The 17,646-nt window shown below is 63.3% G+C and carries 12 protein-coding genes; 3 read left to right on the forward strand and 9 right to left on the reverse strand.

All coding sequences use genetic code 11. The features are described 5' to 3' along the window. Positions 1 to 61: 61 nt before the first annotated feature. From B5527_RS39240 to B5527_RS39255, 4 genes are all read right to left on the reverse strand, one after another. A complete protein-coding gene (locus tag B5527_RS39240; RefSeq protein ID WP_079606273.1) occupies positions 62 to 1,531 on the reverse strand; it encodes an efflux transporter outer membrane subunit in 1,470 nt (489 codons plus the stop codon). A 125-nt stretch (positions 1,532 to 1,656) separates the two neighbouring features. Further along, positions 1,657 to 4,947: an efflux RND transporter permease subunit gene (locus B5527_RS39245; protein WP_079606274.1), complete on the reverse strand. Its 3,291-nt coding sequence runs from the start codon at positions 4,945 to 4,947 to the stop codon at positions 1,657 to 1,659. A gap of 3 nt (positions 4,948 to 4,950) precedes the next feature. After that, positions 4,951 to 8,058 (reverse strand): MdtB/MuxB family multidrug efflux RND transporter permease subunit, encoded by a 3,108-nt coding sequence (locus tag B5527_RS39250; RefSeq protein WP_079606275.1) that lies wholly within the window; start codon positions 8,056 to 8,058, stop codon positions 4,951 to 4,953. Beyond that, positions 8,055 to 9,329, reverse strand: a complete 1,275-nt coding sequence (locus B5527_RS39255) for an MdtA/MuxA family multidrug efflux RND transporter periplasmic adaptor subunit (RefSeq protein WP_079606276.1) — start codon at positions 9,327 to 9,329, stop codon at positions 8,055 to 8,057. The genes B5527_RS39250 and B5527_RS39255 overlap by 4 nt, the downstream gene beginning before the upstream one ends. 525 nt (positions 9,330 to 9,854) lie before the next feature. Here B5527_RS39255 and aroQ point away from each other — a divergent pair. Both aroQ and B5527_RS39265 read left to right on the forward strand, forming a co-directional pair. Next, complete coding sequence (gene aroQ, locus B5527_RS39260) at positions 9,855 to 10,295, forward strand: type II 3-dehydroquinate dehydratase (RefSeq protein ID WP_079606277.1); 441 nt, start codon at positions 9,855 to 9,857, stop codon at positions 10,293 to 10,295. A 65-nt stretch (positions 10,296 to 10,360) separates the two neighbouring features. Next, complete coding sequence (locus B5527_RS39265) at positions 10,361 to 11,047, forward strand: cyclase family protein (protein WP_172842804.1); 687 nt, start codon at positions 10,361 to 10,363, stop codon at positions 11,045 to 11,047. A 186-nt stretch (positions 11,048 to 11,233) separates the two neighbouring features. On the opposite strand, the gene B5527_RS39270 is transcribed toward B5527_RS39265, so the two are convergent. Continuing rightward, on the reverse strand, positions 11,234 to 12,328 hold the full coding sequence (locus tag B5527_RS39270) for an amidohydrolase family protein (RefSeq protein ID WP_079606279.1): 1,095 nt from the start codon (positions 12,326 to 12,328) through the stop codon (positions 11,234 to 11,236). A gap of 319 nt (positions 12,329 to 12,647) precedes the next feature. On the opposite strand from B5527_RS39270, the gene B5527_RS39275 reads away from it, so the two are divergent. Further along, positions 12,648 to 12,902, forward strand: coding sequence for a PepSY domain-containing protein (locus tag B5527_RS39275; RefSeq protein ID WP_079606280.1), 255 nt, complete (start codon positions 12,648 to 12,650; stop codon positions 12,900 to 12,902). Between the two features lie 56 nt (positions 12,903 to 12,958). Here B5527_RS39275 and B5527_RS39280 read toward each other — a convergent pair whose 3' ends face one another. From B5527_RS39280 to B5527_RS39295, 4 genes are all read right to left on the reverse strand, one after another. Beyond that, entirely contained in the window at positions 12,959 to 14,059 is a 1,101-nt protein-coding gene (locus B5527_RS39280; RefSeq protein ID WP_079606281.1) for an LLM class flavin-dependent oxidoreductase, read from the reverse strand. Positions 14,060 to 14,302: 243 nt separating this feature from the next. After that, the gene (locus tag B5527_RS39285; protein WP_079606282.1) at positions 14,303 to 15,415 is read right to left on the reverse strand and encodes an NADH:flavin oxidoreductase/NADH oxidase; all 1,113 of its coding nucleotides are present in this window, start codon (positions 15,413 to 15,415) and stop codon (positions 14,303 to 14,305) included. Between the two features lie 86 nt (positions 15,416 to 15,501). Then, positions 15,502 to 16,464 (reverse strand): Bug family tripartite tricarboxylate transporter substrate binding protein, encoded by a 963-nt coding sequence (locus B5527_RS39290; RefSeq protein ID WP_079606283.1) that lies wholly within the window; start codon positions 16,462 to 16,464, stop codon positions 15,502 to 15,504. A gap of 110 nt (positions 16,465 to 16,574) precedes the next feature. Next, positions 16,575 to 17,645, reverse strand: coding sequence for an esterase-like activity of phytase family protein (locus B5527_RS39295; RefSeq protein WP_079606284.1), 1,071 nt, complete (start codon positions 17,643 to 17,645; stop codon positions 16,575 to 16,577). Position 17,646 lies beyond the last annotated feature (1 nt).

Consider the following 17,646-nt stretch of genomic DNA (forward strand, 5'->3'; position numbering starts at 1 on the left):
GCGTTGTTCTCATGACCGGTTCCTTACCATGGACTGCCACCTGCCGGGCGTACATCGCCGTTCAATTCTGGCCTTGCGGCGGCAGCGCGGCCAAGGTGCCGTTCGGTGTCCAGCCGCCGCCCAGTGCCTGAAACAGGCTGCTGGCCGCCAGCAATTTCGACAGCCGCACCTGCACCAGCAGGGTCTGCGCCGTGAACAGCGTCTGCTGGGTCTGCAGCACCGTCAGCAGGTTGACGGTGCCGCCGCGATACTGGGTTTCGGAGACGTCGAACGCCCTCTGCGAGGCGTTCACCACGTCGGTCTGCAGTTTTTCCTGCCGGGTGAACTGCGCCAGCGCCACCAGCGACTGCTCGACGTCGGTGAAGGCCAGCAGCACCGCCTTGCGGTAGGCCTGCAGGAATTGCAGCTGCACGCCCTTGGCCTGCTTCAACTCGCTCTGCAGCAGGAAGCCGTCGAACAGCGGCTGGGTCAGCCCCGCAGACAGCGAATAGAAAAAGGCGCCGGGTCCGAACAGCGACGCCAGCGCTGCGCTCTGCACCCCGGACGCGGCGGTCAGCTGGATCTGCGGGAAGAACGCGGCGCGCGCGGCCTCGACGCTGAAGTTGGAGGAGGCGAGCTGCGCTTCGGCCAGCCGGACGGCCGGGTTCTGATAGAGCAGCTGCGAGGGCAAGCCCGCCGTGATCCGGGGAACCACGATCTGCGTGGTCGACCCGCCCTTGACGTGGAAGTTCGCCGGCGCGTGCGCCTCCAGCAACGCGAGCGCGGCGATCGCCTGCCGCAGCGTGACCTCGAGCGGAGGGATCGAGGCGCGCTGGGTCGCCACCAGCGCTTCCTGTTGCGACAAATCGAGCTGCGAGGCGGTGCCGCCGGCGAATTGCGTTTTGATCAGCGTCAGAATGCGTTCGGAGGCAGCGAGGTTGTTGTGGGCGACACGCAGTTCGTCCTGGGCGGCGAGGATCGCGAAATAGGTGTTGGCGACGCTCGCGATCGTCGTCAGCGTCACCACCTCGCGATTGTAGCGCGAAACGGTCGCGTTCTCCTCGGCGGCAAACAGCGTGGCGCGGTTCTTGCCCCAGAGATCGACCATGTAGCTCGCAGTGACGCTGAGATTGAATTGCGGGGTAGCGGGCAGCCCGCCCGCCTTGAGCTGCTCCGCGTTTCCGGTTCCGGTCAGCGACGGCAACAACGGTGCACCCAAGATGCCGACCTGGGCGTCGGCCTGCACGATCTCGGCGACGGCCACCGCGATATCGAGATTGGCGATCTGCGCGTTCTCCATCAGCGACGTCAGCTCGCGGGAACGGAAACCGCGCCACCAGTCGACGGCGGGCACGGCCGCGTCGGGCGCGCCGCGGGCGGCTTCGCGATAGTTCGGGGGAATCTCGAGGCCGAGTTCAGGCCGCTCGGATCCGAGAATAAAGCAGCCGGACAGCACCGGGCCCAGCAGCAGCACCGAGAGAGCCGACGTGATGCGGCCCCTGCCGCCAAAGCCGGTGGCAGGAGAAATCGATTTCGACGCGAGTTTACGCATGTGCCCCCGTTTGCGGCGCGATTCTAGTGGTGTTGCAGCGGCCTGCAAGAGAGCGCTGCGTTAAATTCGCCGTCGTACACGACATGCTGAAGGGCTTCGCCATCCATCCGTGCCACTATCGACATCTATTCGCCCGGCTGCAGCCCGGGGCCGGGCGAAAACGGGGCGTCACGTCCGCCCCTGAGACCCCGGCTCCAGATCCGGAACCGGTCCATATAGAGATAGATGACCGGCGTCGAATACAGCGTCAGCAGCTGGCTGAGCGCAAGGCCGCCGACGATCGCGATGCCGAGCGGCTGCCGGAGTTCGCCGCCATCGCCCATGCCGAGCGCAAGCGGCAGCGCGCCGAGCATGGCCGCCATCGTCGTCATCATGATCGGCCGGAAGCGCAGCAGGCAGGCCTCGTGGATGGCATCGAGCGGACTGAGACCGCGCCTGCGCTCGGCGTCGAGCGCAAAATCGATCATCATGATGGCGTTCTTCTTGACGATGCCGATCAGCAGAATGACGCCGATCAGCGCCATGATGCTGAAGTCGACATGGAACGCCATCAGCGCCAGCAGCGCGCCGACGCCCGCGGACGGCAAGGTCGACAGAATGGTCAGCGGATGAACGTAGCTTTCGTAGAGCACGCCGAGCACGATGTAGATCGTGACCAGGGCCGCCAGGATGAGGAAGGGCTGGTTGCTCAGCGAGTCCTGGAAGGCCTTCGCCGAGCCCTGGAAGGTCCCGCGCACCGACGCGGGCACGCCGATCTTGTTCATGGCGGCCTCGATCGAGGCGATCGCGGTGCTCAGCGAGACATTCGGCGGCAGATTGAACGAAATCGTGCTGGCGACCAGCAGCCCCTGGTGATTGACCGCAAGCGGAGTAGCCCCTTGCGTGAAATGCGCCACCGCGGACAGCGGAATCATGGTCTCCTGGCTGGTGCTGACCGCGGAGCCGGTCGAGGCAACGCCCTTGCCGGTGGCGCCGATCGAATTGGTCGCGAGATTTCGCGCCGCCTGGGCGTTGGCGGAGTTGGCCGCGGCCGACGTTCCGGTCGCAACCACAGTGCCCGCCACCGCGTTGGTCGCCTGCGAGCCGCCGACCGAGCCGCCCGAGGTGCTGATGTAGACGTCTTTCAGCGTTTCCGGACTTTCCCAATAGCGCGGCGCCACCTCCATGATCACATGATACTGGTTGCGGGCGACATAGATGGTCGAAACCTGGCGCTGGCCGAACGCGTCATAGAGCGTGTTGTCGATCTGGCTGACGGTGATTCCCAATCGGGCGGCGGCGTCCCGATCGATCACCAGATCGGATTCCAGCCCCTTGTTCTGCTGGTCGCTGTTGACGTCGGCGAGGTTCGGGTCGCCCTGCAGGGCCGCGGCGATCTTCGGCGTCCAGTCATTGAGCTCCTCCAGGGAGGAGCCCTGCAGGGTGTATTGATACTGCGCATTGCTGGCCCGGCCGCCGACGCGGATATCCTGCACGGCCTGCAGGAACAGGGTTGCGCCGGGAACGACCGACATCTCGCGCCGCAACCGCGCGATGACGCCGTCGGCGGAAATGTTGCGCTCGCCGAGCGGGCGCAAGGAGGCGAACACGAAGCCGGAATTGGTCTGGCCGCCGCCGGTGAAGCCGACGACGGTTTCGACCGCGGGATCCTGCTTGATGATGGTGACGAACTGCGCCAGCTTCTGCTGCATCAATTGAAACGAGATGCTCTGATCGGCCTGGATCGATCCGACCACCCGTCCGGTATCCTGCTGCGGGAAGAAGCCCTTGGGGATGTAGTAATACAAAACAAAATTGAGGAACAGCACGGCCCCCAGCACCACCATGATCGATCGCGGATGCAGCAGTGCCACGGTCAGTGTCCGCCGATAGAAATTCAGCATCGAATCGAAGAACCGCTCGCTGGCCCGGTAGAGCCGTCCATGCCCCTGGCCGGACTCATGACGCAGCAGCACGGCGCACATCATCGGCGTGGTCGCCAGCGAAACCGCCAGCGAGATCACGATCGCGATGGAGATCGTCATGGCAAATTCGCGGAACAGGCGGCCGACGATGCCGCCCATCAGCAGGATCGGAATGAAGACGGCAATCAGGGAAATGCTCATCGACAGCACGGTGAAGCCGACTTCGTTGGCGCCCCTGAGGGCGGCCTGCAGCGGCGACATCCCGTCCTCGATATAGCGGGTGATGTTCTCGAGCACGACGATGGCGTCGTCGACCACAAAACCGGTCGCGACCGTGAGCGCCATCAGCGACAGATTGTCGAGACTGTAGCCCATCAGGTACATGGCCGCGAATGTCGCGATCAGCGACACCGACACCGCCACGACCGGCACCAGCGTCGCGCGCAGGTTCCGCAGGAATGCGAAAACCACGATGATCACCAGCAGCACGGCGAGGATCAAACTGCGCTCGACGTCGCGCAGCGAGGTGCGAATGGTGGTCGACCGGTCGACCGCCAGTCCGATGTCAATGGCAGGCGAAACCGACGCCCGCAGCTGCGGCATCAGCCCCTTCACCAGATCGACGGTAGAGATGATGTTGGCGCCCGGCTGCCGGTAGAGGATGACCAGCACGGCCGGCTTGCCGTTTGCCAGCCCGGCGTTGCGGAGATTTTCGACCCCGTCCGTGACCTCGCCGATATCGGAAAGGTGGACCGGCGCGCCGTTCCGGTAGGCGACGATCAGCGACTGGTAGTCGGCGGCCTTGTTGGCCTGGTCGTTGGCGTAGATCTGGTAGCGTTGATCGCCGACGTCGATGCCGCCCTTCGGGCTGTGCGCGTTGGCGCTGGCAAGTGCGGCGCGGACGTCTTCGAGACCGATGCCGTATTTGTAAATCACCTGCGGAATGAGATCGACTCTCACCGCAGGCAGCGAACTGCCGCCGACAATGACTTCGCCGATTCCCTCGACCTGCGACAGTTTCTGCGCCAGCACGGTCGATGCCGCGTCGTAGAGATCGCCACGCGTCATCGTGTCCGACGTCAAAGTCAGGATCAGGATCGGGGCGTCGGCGGGATTGACCTTGCGATAGGTCGGATTGGACCGCAGGCTGGTCGGAAGGTCGGCGCGAGCCGCGTTGATCGCCGCCTGAACGTCGCGCGCCGCGCCGTTGATATCCCGGTTGAGCCCGAACTGCAGGGTGATGCGGGTCGCGCCCACCGTGCTCGACGAGGTCATCTCGGTGACGTCGGCGATCTGCCCGAGATGGCGCTCGAGCGGGCTCGCCACCGTGGTGGCGACATCCTGCGGGCTGGCACCGGGCAACGTCGCCTGGACCGAAATGGTCGGAAAATCGACCTGCGGCAGCGGCGACACCGGCAGCTTGAAGAACGCGACGGCCCCCGCCGCGGCAAGCCCGAAGGTCAGCAACGTCGTTGCGATCGGCCGCCGAATGAAGGGGGTAGACGGGCCCATGGCTCAGTTCAACTCGTTGGCCGGGCGGCCTTCGCCGGCAGGTCCGGCAAACCGCGCCGCCAGGCGGTCGAACCAGAGATAGATCACCGGCGTCGTAAACAAGGTCAGCAGTTGGCTGACCAGCAGGCCGCCGACGATGGAAATGCCGAGCGGATGCCGCAGTTCGGAACCCGCGCCGGTCCCCAGCATCAGCGGCAATGCGCCAAGCACGGCGGCCATGGTTGTCATCAGGATCGGGCGGAACCGCAACAGGCAGGCCTGGTAGATCGCCTCCCGCGGCGGCTTGCCCTCGTTGCGCTCGGCGTCCAGCGCAAAGTCGATCATCATGATCGCATTCTTCTTTACGATGCCGATCAGAAGGATAATGCCGATGATCGCGACGATGGTGAGATCGTCGCCGGCGGCCATCAGCGCCAGCAGCGCGCCAATTCCGGCCGATGGCAGCGTCGAGAGGATGGTGAGCGGGTGGATGAAGCTCTCATAGAGCACGCCCAGCACGATATAGACGGTGACGATCGCGGCCAGAATCAGGAAAAGCTGATTTGAGAGCGAGGATTGAAACGCCAGGGCCGCGCCCTGAAAGCTGCTGATGACGCTGAGCGGCAGGCCGATGTCGACTTGCGCCTGCTTGATCGCCGTCACCGCCTCGCCGAGCGAGGCGCCCGGCGCCAGGTTGAAGGATACGGTGGATGCGGGAAACTGGCCGAGATGCGAGACCTGCAGCGGCGCGGTCTCTTCCCGCATCTTGGCCATCACCGCCAGCGGCACCGGCGGGCCACCGACCGACGACGGCAGATAGATGTCCGACAATGATTTCAGCGAGGTCTGCAGGCTGGGGTCGGCTTCGAGAATAACGCGGTACTGGTTGGAGTTGGTGAAGATGGTGGAGACGATGCGCTGGCCGTACGAGTCGTACAGCGCATTGTCGATCGTCGCCGGCGTGATGCCGAAACGGGCGGCCTGATCACGGTCGATTTGAATGTAGACCGACAGACCCTGGTTCGAGATATCGCTGGCCACGTCGGCAAGCTGCGGAAGCTGATTGAGCTTGTCGACCAGTTTGGGCGTCCATTCGGCAAGCTGTGCCGGATCCGCGTCCTGCAGGATAAACTGGTATTGGGTCCGGCTGACGGTGCCCTCGATCGTCAGATCCTGGACAGGCTGCATATAGAGGGTGATGCCGGTCAGCGATGCCGTGCTGTTCTTGATGCGCTGCATCACCGTGGCGATGTCGGATTTGCGCTGATCGTGCGACTTGAGATTGATCAGAATCCGGCCGCTGTTGAGCGTGGTATTGGTCCCGTCGACGCCGATGAATGAAGAAAGACTGTCGACGTCTGGATCCCTGAGAATGGCGCTGGCGAGTTGCTGCTGCCGCTCTGCCATCGCGGCGTAGGACACCGACTGCGGCGCCTCGGATATCGCCTGAATGACGCCGGTGTCCTGCAGCGGAAAAAACCCCTTGGGAATGGCGACGTAGAGAAAGGCGGTCAGCGCGAATGTGCCCAAGGCAATAAAGAGCACGAAGGTCTGGCGATCGAGCACCCAGTTGAGCGCACGCCCGTAAACCAGGATGATCCGGTCGAACCCTTCGCGGCTGTAGCGCTGAAAGGCGTTCTCGCGGGTTTCGGTTTCGGCCTTGAGCAGCTTGGCGCAGGCCATCGGCACCAAGGTCAGCGACACCACGGCGGAAATCAGGATCGTGACCGACAGCGTGATGGCGAACTCCCTGAACAGCCGGCCGACCACGTCGCCCATGAACAGCAGCGGAATCAGCACCGCGATCAGCGACACCGTGAGCGAGATGATGGTGAAGCCGATCTGCTCGGAGCCGCGCAGTGCCGCCTGCAACGGGGTATCGCCCTCTTCGAGGTAACGGGAGATGTTCTCGATCACGACGATGGCGTCGTCGACCACGAAGCCGGTGGCGATGGTCAGCGCCATCAGCGAGAGATTGTTGAGGCTGAAGCCGAACAGGTACATGGCGCCGAGCGTGCCGACCAGCGATAGCGGGACCGAGAGACTCGGGATCAAGGTCGCCCGCGTATTGCGCAGGAACACGAAGATCACCAGCACCACCAGGATCACGGCGAGCGTCAGTTCATATTCCACATCCTGCACCGATGCACGGATGGTCACGGTCCGGTCGGTCAGAATGTTGAGATCGATCGCGGCAGGCAGCGACGCCTGCAGTTGCGGCAACAACGCCTTGATTCCCTCGACCACCGAGATGACGTTGGCGCCGGGTTGCCGCTGAATATTCAGGATGATCGCCGGGGTCTCGTTCATCCAGGCGCCAAGCTTGTCGTTCTGGGCGCCATCGATGACGTCGCCGACGTCGCTGAGCCGGACCGGCGAGCCGTTCTTGTAGGCTACGACCAGCGATTTATAGTCGGCGGCGTTGCGGATCTGATCGTTGGCGTTGATGGTATAGGCCCGCATCGCTCCGTCGAAGTTTCCCTTCGGCGTGTTGATGTTGGCGTTGCCAAGGGTGGTGCGCAGGTCGTCGATGTTGAGTCCGTAGGCGGCGAGTTTGCGGATGTCGGCACGAATGCGTACCGCCGGCCGTTGCCCGCCGCTGATGCTGACCAGGCCGACGCCGGGGAGTTGGGAGATCTTTTGCGCAAGACGCGTATCGACGAAATCTTCGACTTGCGTCAGCGGCATTGTTTTCGACGTCAGCCCCAGCGTCAGGATCGGCGCGTCGGCCGGGTTCACCTTGGCATAGATCGGCGGCGCCGGAAGATCGGAGGGCAGCAGATTGCCCGCGGCATTGATGGCGGCCTGGACCTCTTGTTCGGCAACATCGAGGGAAATCGTGAGCCCGAACTGCAGCGTGATGACCGATGCCCCGGCCGAACTCACCGAACTCATCTGGTTTAGATTCGGCATCTGGCCGAACTGCACCTCGAGCGGAGCGGTGACGGACGAAGTCATCACGTCAGGACTGGCGCCGGGATAGAACGTCTGCACCTGGATGGTCGGATAGTCCACTTCGGGCAAAGCGGCGACCGGCAGGAACCTGAACGCCAGCAAGCCCGACAGCATGATGGCGATCATCAGCAGGGTGGTTGCCACGGGCCGCAGAATGAACGGCTGCGACGGACTCATTGTTTCTGTCCGCTATCCGAACGCTGTTTCTTGCCGCCCGACTTGACCGGGCCCGGCGGCGGCGGCGTGCCGGTGCCGGCTTCCGTCCGTATGTTGATCTTGGCGCCGTCGCGCAGCTTGTCGGCTCCATCGACCACGATGCGATCGCCCGGCGCCAGTCCGGAGCTAACCTCGACGTTGTCGCCGTCGGTGACCCCGAGTTTGACCGGACGGACCGACACGGTACTGTCGGCATTGACGAGATAGACGAAGGTGCCCGGCACCCCGCGCTGGACGCCCGCCGTCGGCATCGTGGTGACGCCCTTGTGGGTGTCGAGCAGCAGCCGGACATTCACGAACTGGTTCGGATAAAGCGCCTTCGATTCGTTCGGAAACTGCGCCCGCAGCTTGATCGTTCCGGTGGTCGGATCGATCTGGCTGTCGAAAGTCTGCAATGAACCGTCGGCGATCTTGTTGGCGCCGCCGCGATCATAGGCAGTTGTGGGCAGCACGGCTCCTTCCTGCAGCCGCTTCGAAATGGCCTGCAGGTTATCTTCCGGGACCGTAAACAGAACGCTGATCGGCTGCAATTGCGTGATGACAGTGAGACCGCTGGTGTCGCCGGGAGTCACATAGTTGCCCTGGTCGACCTGGCGCAGTCCGACGCGGCCGTCCAGCGGCGACAGGATAAGGCAATATTGCAGGTTCACCTCGGCCGACCGAACCATGCCGCGGTCGGCTTCGACCGTGCCCTGGTCCTGAGCGACCAGGGCGATTTGCGTGTCCAGCGTCTGATGCGGCACGGCATTCTGCGCCGCCAGGCCCTGGTAGCGGGCCAGATCGACTTGAGCGCCCTTCAGCAGCGCTTCGTCGCGCGTAAGCTGACCCTTCATCTGCGCCAGGGTGGCTTCGTACGGCCGTGGATCGATTTCGGCGAGCAGGTCGCCTTTCTTGACCTCCTGACCTTCCGTGAAATCGATCTTCATCAGATAGCCGCTGATCTGGGTCCTGATGGTGACGGTGGCAAGCGAGGTGACGGTACCGAGCGCATTGAGGTTGATCCCGATATCGCCCTTGCCAACGGTCGCGGGCACGATCGACATCGGTGCAGCATTGCGACCGGCGCCAGCCTGCTGCGGCGCGCCCTCGTGCCTGGTCCACCAGACCACGCCGGCCACGATCAGCAAAACCAGGATAAATGTCAGAACGAGGCGCCGGCGCGGCCGAGGCTTGGGGATTTGCGAAGGCTCGACTAACGGAGCTTCCTTGAGAGATTTTATCGGTTGGTTCATGAACCTGCCATCGCATCACCCCCATGGGCGGTTTCGACAATCTAGCATACCTGACGCGGCTGTTTGTCTGCCTTTTTGGCCTTTTCCGCCTGCCGCATTTGACATTTTCGCCGAGGCCGGTCGCATTAATAATCGGAAAGATTTGTATCGCCGATTCGCATAGGGTCACAGCCGACAACATTTGAGGTCAATCTTTCGATACTTTGTCTCACGCCCGCGCCCGCCGGTTCGCAAATCAGCGACCGGTAGCAAGGAGTTGATCCGGCCCGAATTGCGATATGGCCGAGCGCGCCAGCCCCGCCGCAATCTGCGTACTGCTTAAATTGGGAAGACGCTGCGATCTTTTGACGAAGGTCCGCGACTGACGTCAGCTGATTCGGAGCGCTTGCGATATCCCGACAAGCGCATCGCGATCGCCAAACCTGCCCTCGACCAACTCTCCATGTTGCAGGCTGAGAAGAAGGCGGGCTACGCTCCCGTTCACGGCCCGTGCGAAGGCCGGCAAGTCATGAAGGAGGAAACCCGATGAAACGATTGATGATCCTGAACGGCCCCAACCTCAATCTTCTGGGCGTGCGGGAGCCGCATATATACGGGACCACCACCTTGGCGCAGATCAGGGAAAGCTGCGAGCAGCACGCCAAGCAGCTCGAGCTCTCGCTTTCGTTTCATCAATCCAACCATGAAGGCGAACTGGTCGACCTGATCCAGTCGGCGCGGCAGACCGCCGACGCCATCATCATCAATCCCGCCGGCTATTCCTTCACGTCGATCGCCATCCTCGATGCAATCAAGGCGTTCGAGGGGCCGGTGCTGGAAGTGCACATTTCCAATATCCACGCTCGCGACGAATATCACCGGCATTCGAAAATTTCCTCTGTCGCCACGGGCGTTATTTGCGGCTTGGGACCTTACGGCTATATCGCAGCGATGCACGCGCTCGCCGAGATGGCCAAAAAGGCCTGACGGCGAAGGCGACGTGACGAAATGGCGGAAACGTCGCCAAAGCCGCCTTAAGGAGAAACCCCATCGTGAAGATCGTCGACCTCAGCCGTGAACTCTATCACCGCACCCCGAGCTATCCGGGGCATCCTCCCGTGATCCACGGCGTCTGGACCACGCATGAGGAATCGTTCGTCGCATCCGGCAACGTGCACGGGCTGTCCTCGATGTTCATCTCGATGCCCGACCACGCCGGCACCCACATCGACGCGCCCAGGCACTTCAACAAAGGCGGCCAGCCGATCAATGAATACCCGCTGGAGAACTGCATCGTGCCGGGCATCTGCATTGACCTGCGCCACATCGCGCCGCGTGCCGAGATCACGCCCGCCGATCTCGAGACCGCGGTGCAGAAGGCCGGCGCGCCGGTACCGAAAGGCGGCACCGTTCTGCTGTGCACCGGCCATCACGAGCGCACCTTCCCGCGCAAGGAATATGCGACCGACAATTCCGGCGTCAATGTCGCCGCCACCGAATGGCTGGCCGGGCAAGGCGTCGTGCATTTCGGCATCGATTCGATGCGGCCCGGGCCCGAAGGCAAGGTGAACTCGCTGGTTCACAAGGCGTGCGGCGAACTCGGCATCACCCACATCGAGAGCCTGTGCAATCTGGAAGCGCTGCTCGGCGCGGGTCGCTTCACCTTTATCGGTCTGCCGATGAAGTGGCGCGACGGCACGGGATCACCGATCCGTGCCGTCGCCGTGTTCGAAATGTGAGGGTAGTGCCCACGCCGGCAGTTCGGCGCTCTTGCTTTTCTTCGTCATGGCCGGGCTTGTCCCGGCCATCCACGTCCTTTGCCGCGCGCCGTCAAGACGTGGATGCCCGGCACAAGGCCGGGCATGACGAGATATATTGCCATTCGTTCGCCTAATGCCACGCGGCCGAGCTTCACGCCTTGCGCGCTACGTCTCCAAATCGAGGAGCTTCGCCGCGGTGCGGCCGAGGATGTCGGCCCTGTCGTCATCGCTGAGCGACGCGGAGGCGAAGATGTGATCGACCGGCTGCAATTGCCAGGGAAAGGGATAGTCGCTGCCGAGCACGATCTGACCGATGCCGACCTGGGCCACCAGATGACGGAGCGCCTCGGGCGTGAACACCAGTGAATCGAAATAGATCTGCTTGAGATATTCCGTCGGCTGCTTTGCGAGCTTGACGTTCGGGTTGCAGCCCCCGGGATTAACCAGACAGGCATGGTCGGAACGATCCGCGTAGGAAGGAAGAAAACCGCCGCCATGGGCGGCGATCACTTTCAGCCTGGGAAAGCGGTCGAACGTACCTTCGAAAATCATGTGCGAGAGCGCGATCGTCGTCTCGACGGGATAGCCGACCGCGTTGGTCAGCCAGCCGTTGCCGGCCAGTTGCTTGTTGAGTTCGGGGATGCCCTGCGGATGGATGAACAGGGGAACGCCGAGTTCCTCCGCCTTGGCCCACACCGGATGAAATTTGGGATCGGCAAAGGCCTCGCCGTTGACGTTGCCGCCGATCGCGGCGCCCTTCAGGCCCTGCTTTTTGACCGCGGTTTCGAGTTCCTGCACCGCGAGATCGGGCGCCTGCAGGGTGAGCGAGGCAAAGGCCGCGAATCGGTCGGGCTTCGAGGCGCAAAGCTCGGCCAGCTTCTCGTTCTGGATCTTGACGATCCGGCCGGCCAGATCGCGGTCACGGTTGTACCAGTTAGGATTGATCGACAGCACCTCCATGTCGACCGCCTGCGCGTCCATGGCGGCGAGCCGCTTGTCGAGCGCGATGACGGCCTCGTCCGCGCCTCTGACCGGAGAAGGTGCCGAACCCGCCTCGCCCAGCAGCTTGCCGGCTTCGGGGAATAGACAGTGGGCGTGGACGTCGATGGTCTTGACCCGCTTTCCGTTGACCATCACGGGAAGTTTTTGCCGCGACGCCTGCTGCGCGTGCGCGCTTTGCAAAAGCCCGCAGCTGCAGAAGACGATGCCGGTGGCGACGGCAGCGCTGCCGCCTTTCAGAAAGTTACGGCGCGTTGTCATGACGTTTCCCCCCATAGCTGTTTTTTCCCGGCCGGGTCTGCCACCGCCAGGCCAGATTGGAGAGCAGCGTAGGGCATGCCACGGCGAACCGCCAGCCCAGTTCCAGGATGAAGCGAAGCCCACCCACATGAACATCTGATCTGGCAGCGGAGAGCGGGTTTCCGGCATAGCCAAGATGCGACCAACAAACCGCCGCAACCGCGGCGTTTGCGCAGCTTCCTCACCTGCGAAAGGAACGCAAAACGCTGCCGGGGGTTTTCAGGGATGTTGTGCCGATTCGACGGCACAATGGATCGATGACTTCGACGAGGAGTAACTTATGCGAAAATATATCATCCCGATCATTGCGGTCGCAGCGCTCGGCCTTGCGGAACCCGCCCTAGCCTATGACTCCGGCAACCTCATGTCGATGCAGGCCGCATTGGGTGTTGCAACCGACCTTGGTCTCGCAACTGTGTCCCATACCCAGTTCGCCGGCGACGAATGGCAGATCGAGGGACGGGATATATCAGGCCGATGGATGGAGGTTGATGTCGACGCCGCCACGGGTGAAGTACTCAACGTCGACCGGTAGTTACGCCAGGCGAGACGGCAATCAGAAACCGCCGTCTCGCGCTCTTCGTCACAGCCTCACGCCGCGCGGCCGAGTTCCGCGTTAAGATGCTTCAACCGAGGCATCACCTCCTGCTTCAACAGCGTCAGCGAATGGTGCCAGGCTTCCGGCTTGTGCTTGTAGTCGAAGCCGAACACCAACAGCGTGCCGAAACCACCGACCTCGCGATAGATGGTCTCTATCTTGTCGGCGACCGTCGCGGGCGAGCCGACGACCCAGTTGCGGCGGGCGCAGTAGTCGACCGTGACGTCGGAGTCCGGCACGTCGGGCGCGTGCTTGAGATAGTCCTTGAAGCCGAAGTGACCGAGCAGCGGCAGGAAATATTCGCCCATCATGCGGCCCATCATGTCGCCGGCCGACAGCCTCCAGGCTTCCTCATCGGTATCGGCGACGAACACCTCGCGCACCAGCCGCCAATCCGCGCGGCTCGGCTTGCGCCCGGTTTTGGCGGCGCCAATCTCCACGGAATCCCAGTGGCTCGAAACATAGGCCGGGTTGAGGTTGAGGCTCATCGGGATGTAGCCGCGCTCCCCGGCAAGTTTCAGCGTGTCCGAACCCTTGCTCAGGCCGGCGACACCGATCGGCGGATGCGGCGCCTGCTTGGGCTTGAGGTGGGGCTTGAGGAAATCGAACATGGTGTCGGGCTTGGTTACCGTCCAGAACTTGCCCTTGTGGGTCCACGGGGCGTCTTCGGTCCACATCCTCAAGATGATCTCGAGCGCCTCGCGGGTCATATCGCGGTTCTGTCCGGACATGCCGTCGACGTTGAACATCGCCCAGTCGCTCGGCAGGCCCGACGCCGCGACGCCGAAATTCAGCCGCCCGCCGGAGAGATGATCGAGCATCGCCACACGGTTGGCGAGTTCGGCGGGATGGTGGTAGGGCAACAGGAAACCGCCGGGGCCGAGACGAATATTCCTGGTTTGCAGAAAGGCCTGCGCCAGCAGCAAATCGGGTGCCGGGTGCGGCTCCCATGGCGCGGTGTGATGCTCGCCGATCCAGGCCTCCTGGTAGCCGAGTTCATCGAGCCATCGCAGCGTCTGAAGGTCCCAGTCGTGACCCTCTTTGAGCCCGCATTCCGGCGGATGCGAGGGCATCGTGAAATATCCCATCTCCATAGGGTTTTCCTCTCGTTTGTTTTGTCTCCCTGGGCGCTGCTTGTTGCGCGCCGGCGGGAAGCATAGCACGAGAGGGGCGGTCAATCACTGGTAGTGGTGGGTTCGAGCGTGAGCGTGGATGCTGAGTGAAGAAGGACTCGTCATGCCCGGGCTTGACCCGGGCATCCATCAATCTTCGTAACATGCATTTTGCAGATGGATTGCCGGGTCAGGCCCGGCAATGAGGAAAGAGCGAGTGCCCCCTCACCGCGCCCCGAACGTGGTCTTCCCGAACAGTTCCTTCTGTGTCGAGGGCTGTGAGCGCCAGTATTGCGGCGGCGCGGTGACATGGCCGCCGAGTTCGGCCGCCGCGTGCCAGCCCCAGCGCGGGTCGTAGAGCATGGCACGCGCCAGCGCGACCATGTCGGCCTTGCCTGATGCGACAATCTCTTCGGCCTGTTTTGCCTCGGTGATGAGACCGACCGCGATGGTATTGACGCCGGTGGCTTCCTTGATGGCCTGCGCGAACGGCACCTGATAGCCGGGCGAGAGCGGAATTTTTTGCTTTGGCGAGACGCCGCCGGAGGACGCATCGATCCAGTCGACGCCGCGCTTTTTCAGCTCCTTTGCGAATTCGATGGTCTGCGCGAGATCCCAGCCGCCCTCGACCCAGTCGGTTGCGGAGACCTTGACACCGATGGGCTTTCGTTCCGGGAACGCCGCGCGGATCGCGTCAAACACTTCCAGCGGATAGCGCAAGCGGTTTTGCAGGCTGCCGCCATATTGATCGGTGCGCTGGTTTGAAATCGGCGACAAAAATTGATGCAGCAAATAGCCGTGCGCGGCGTGCAGTTCGAGGGCATCGATACCGAGCCGCTCGGCGCGCATGGCCGCCGCCACGAAAGCATCGCGTATGCGTGCCAGGCCCGGCGCATCGAGCGCCAAAGGCGCGGCCTCGCCTTCCTTGTGCGGCACGGCGGAAGGCCCCTCGGTCTGCCAGCCGCCTTCGGAGATCGGGATCTGCTGCCCGCCGTCCCACGGCGTGTGGCTGGACCCCTTGCGGCCGGCATGGGCGAGCTGCATCGCCACGGCGCCTTTGGAATGCTTGCGCACCGACGCCAGGATCGGCTTCAGCGCGGCTTCGGTGGCATCGTTCCACAGGCCGAGGCAGCCGGGCGTGATGCGGCCGATCGCTTCGACGTGGGTAGCCTCGATGCAGAACATCGCGGCCCCCGACAGCGCCAGCATGTTGATGTGGGTGAAGTGCCAGTCGTTGGCCTCGCCGTCGACGGCGGAGTACTGGCACATCGGTGCCACCATGATGCGGTTGGGAAGCGCAAGATCGCGCAGTTTTATCGGAGAAAACAGGGCGCTCATGGGGGATATCCGGGTGAGAGGAGAGAGGCGGCGGTCTATATCTAATGAGACGCCGTCCTTTCCTCAACCGCGTCGGATGCATCAGACTATTGCTTGATCCCGGCGGCCTTGATCACTTCCATGTTGGCGGCCGTCTCGCGCAGCACGAGTTCGTCCATCTGCCTGGGCGTCATCGGCAACGGGTCGACACCGAGCCTGTTCAGGCTGTCCTGCATCGCCGGCTCGTTCAGCACCCTGACGCCGGCGGCATGAAATTTCTCGACGATGTCGCGCGGCGTCTTTGCCGGCATGAACACCCCGAACCAGATCGCGCTGTCGGCATCTTTCAGCCCGGCCTCGAGCGGCGTAGGTACGTCGGGCAGATCGGCGACGCGTTTCGGCGTCGAGACCAGCAGCGCACGCACTTGACCGGCATGGATCAAAGGCAGCGCGGTGGCGAGCGGACAAAAATAAAAATCAACCCTGCCGCCGATGATGTCGGCGATCACTTCGGCGCCGCCGCGATAGGGCACGTGGGTGGCCTCGATGCCGGCGGCGAGGCGGAATTTCTCGGCGCTGATATGCACCGCGCTGCCGATGCCGACCGAGCCGAACGAAATCGATCCCGGTTTGGCTTTGGCCTCCGCGATGAAATCCTGCACGGTCTTCCATGGCCGCGAGGCGGGCACGATCATCACATTGGCGCTGGAGCCGATCATCAGCACCGAGGCGAGGTCGCGCGTGGCGTCGAACGACAGATCGGGAAAGATCGCCGGCGCAATCGTCAGCGCCGATGAATCGGCGAGAATGCTGTAGCCGTCGGGATCGGCCTTCGCCACCATGGCGGTACCGAGCGTGCCGCCGGCGCCGGCGCGATTCTCGATCACGATGGGCTGGCCCAGTTCGGCCGCGAGACGATCGAACACCAGCCGCGGCACCACATCGGTGGCACTGCCGGCGCCGAACGGAATCGTCGCCTTGATCAGCCGCGACGGCCAGTCTTCCGCGCGCGCTGTGGCGGTCAGCAGAAAACTCGAGAGAATGCAGATCAATCGGATGGACTTGCGCAATCGAAGCTCCGGTTTTGTCTCAGGGCCAATGGCGGCAGCGTAGCAAGAAGTGTTCCACCGTTGAGCAAAAACTCGCTGTCGTTGCCGCGAACGCCGGGACAACAGGGGATTTACTCTACCAGCGTGAATTGCAGCAGCAGGGTGCGTTGGAGCATCGAGAAATTGTCGTCGGAGACCATGGTCAAGACCGTTTCGCCCTCGGGCGTAACATAGGCGTCGATCCCCTCCATGTTGTCGATCTCGTGGCCCAGATCGGCATCGAAGATCGGGGGACCGTCGACCACGGCGCCCGGCGCCACCGATGTCAGCGCGATGCGCCGGATCCGGATGCCGATCCCCGACAGCAGCGAAAACTTCCGCTCCAGGACCAGGAGTTCGCCCGACGGCAGCAGCACCGCGTCGCTGATATCGTAATTATCGGTGCGGTGAACGCTGAACTGGCCGGGCGCCGGACCCCCGACCAGAAAGGCGATCAGGTTGCCCGCGGCGTCGAGGCCGCGCTCGGAGATCGCGATCAGCGTGCCCGCCAGCGGCAGACCCTTCGGCACGAACACCAGCGCTTCCAGGCCCTTGTTGAAAGGCAGCTTGCGCACCGCCGCCGGCATCGGCACCTCTTCGCCGCGCGATCGCGTAAAGCCCTCGCTGAAATCGAATCGAAGCACCCGGTTGACGCGTTCGAGGCCGATGTAGACGTGGGGCCCGTCGAGCGCGATCGACTCGGTATCGAACCAGCCACGCGCGGTGATCGGCCTGCCGTCGGCCCCGAGCATTGGAGCTGCCTCGACGTCGTCGAGCCCGGTCATCTCGCGGCCGTGATAGACGATGCGACCGGTGAACCAGCTTCCCTTGTCGCTGAAGGAGATGAAGCGCTCGCCCCTGGCGTCGAGCCGCAATCCCGACAACCCGCCGAAACCTGGAAAACGCGAGGTCAGAACCAACCCGCTGCGATATTCCAGCGCCCCAAAACGGGTTCGCGAATGGTCGCGGGTGTCGAACGAGGGAATCGGCCGGGCGTTGACCTCGATCGAAACCGGCGCCCTGACCGAGAATTTGTCCGGTGCGATCGGCTTCGACGGCGGCACGGTTGCCTGTTGCGCCGGGGCGAGGCCGGGCATTGCGATCGTCGAGAGCCCCGCCGCCGTGAACTTGAGGAGGCGGCGGCGGCTGAGGCGCGTGCGCATG

Origin of the sequence: Bradyrhizobium erythrophlei, assembly GCF_900129425.1 — a bacterium.
Taxonomy (GTDB): Bacteria; Pseudomonadota; Alphaproteobacteria; order Rhizobiales; family Xanthobacteraceae; genus Bradyrhizobium; species Bradyrhizobium erythrophlei_C.

Coding starts and splice junctions, on each gene's coding strand:
- B5527_RS39270 (WP_079606279.1), bottom strand. CDS start 12,328: ATGACAACGCGCCGTAACTTTCTGAAAGGCGGCAGCGCTGCCGTCGCC.
- B5527_RS39275 (WP_079606280.1), top strand. CDS start 12,648: ATGCGAAAATATATCATCCCGATCATTGCGGTCGCAGCGCTCGGCCTT.
- B5527_RS39255 (WP_079606276.1), bottom strand. CDS start 9,329: ATGAACCAACCGATAAAATCTCTCAAGGAAGCTCCGTTAGTCGAGCCT.
- B5527_RS39285 (WP_079606282.1), bottom strand. CDS start 15,415: ATGAGCGCCCTGTTTTCTCCGATAAAACTGCGCGATCTTGCGCTTCCC.
- B5527_RS39295 (WP_079606284.1), bottom strand. CDS start 17,645: ATGCGCACGCGCCTCAGCCGCCGCCGCCTCCTCAAGTTCACGGCGGCG.
- B5527_RS39240 (WP_079606273.1), bottom strand. CDS start 1,531: ATGCGTAAACTCGCGTCGAAATCGATTTCTCCTGCCACCGGCTTTGGC.
- B5527_RS39280 (WP_079606281.1), bottom strand. CDS start 14,059: ATGGAGATGGGATATTTCACGATGCCCTCGCATCCGCCGGAATGCGGG.
- aroQ (WP_079606277.1), top strand. CDS start 9,855: ATGAAACGATTGATGATCCTGAACGGCCCCAACCTCAATCTTCTGGGC.
- B5527_RS39250 (WP_079606275.1), bottom strand. CDS start 8,058: ATGAGTCCGTCGCAGCCGTTCATTCTGCGGCCCGTGGCAACCACCCTG.
- B5527_RS39245 (WP_079606274.1), bottom strand. CDS start 4,947: ATGGGCCCGTCTACCCCCTTCATTCGGCGGCCGATCGCAACGACGTTG.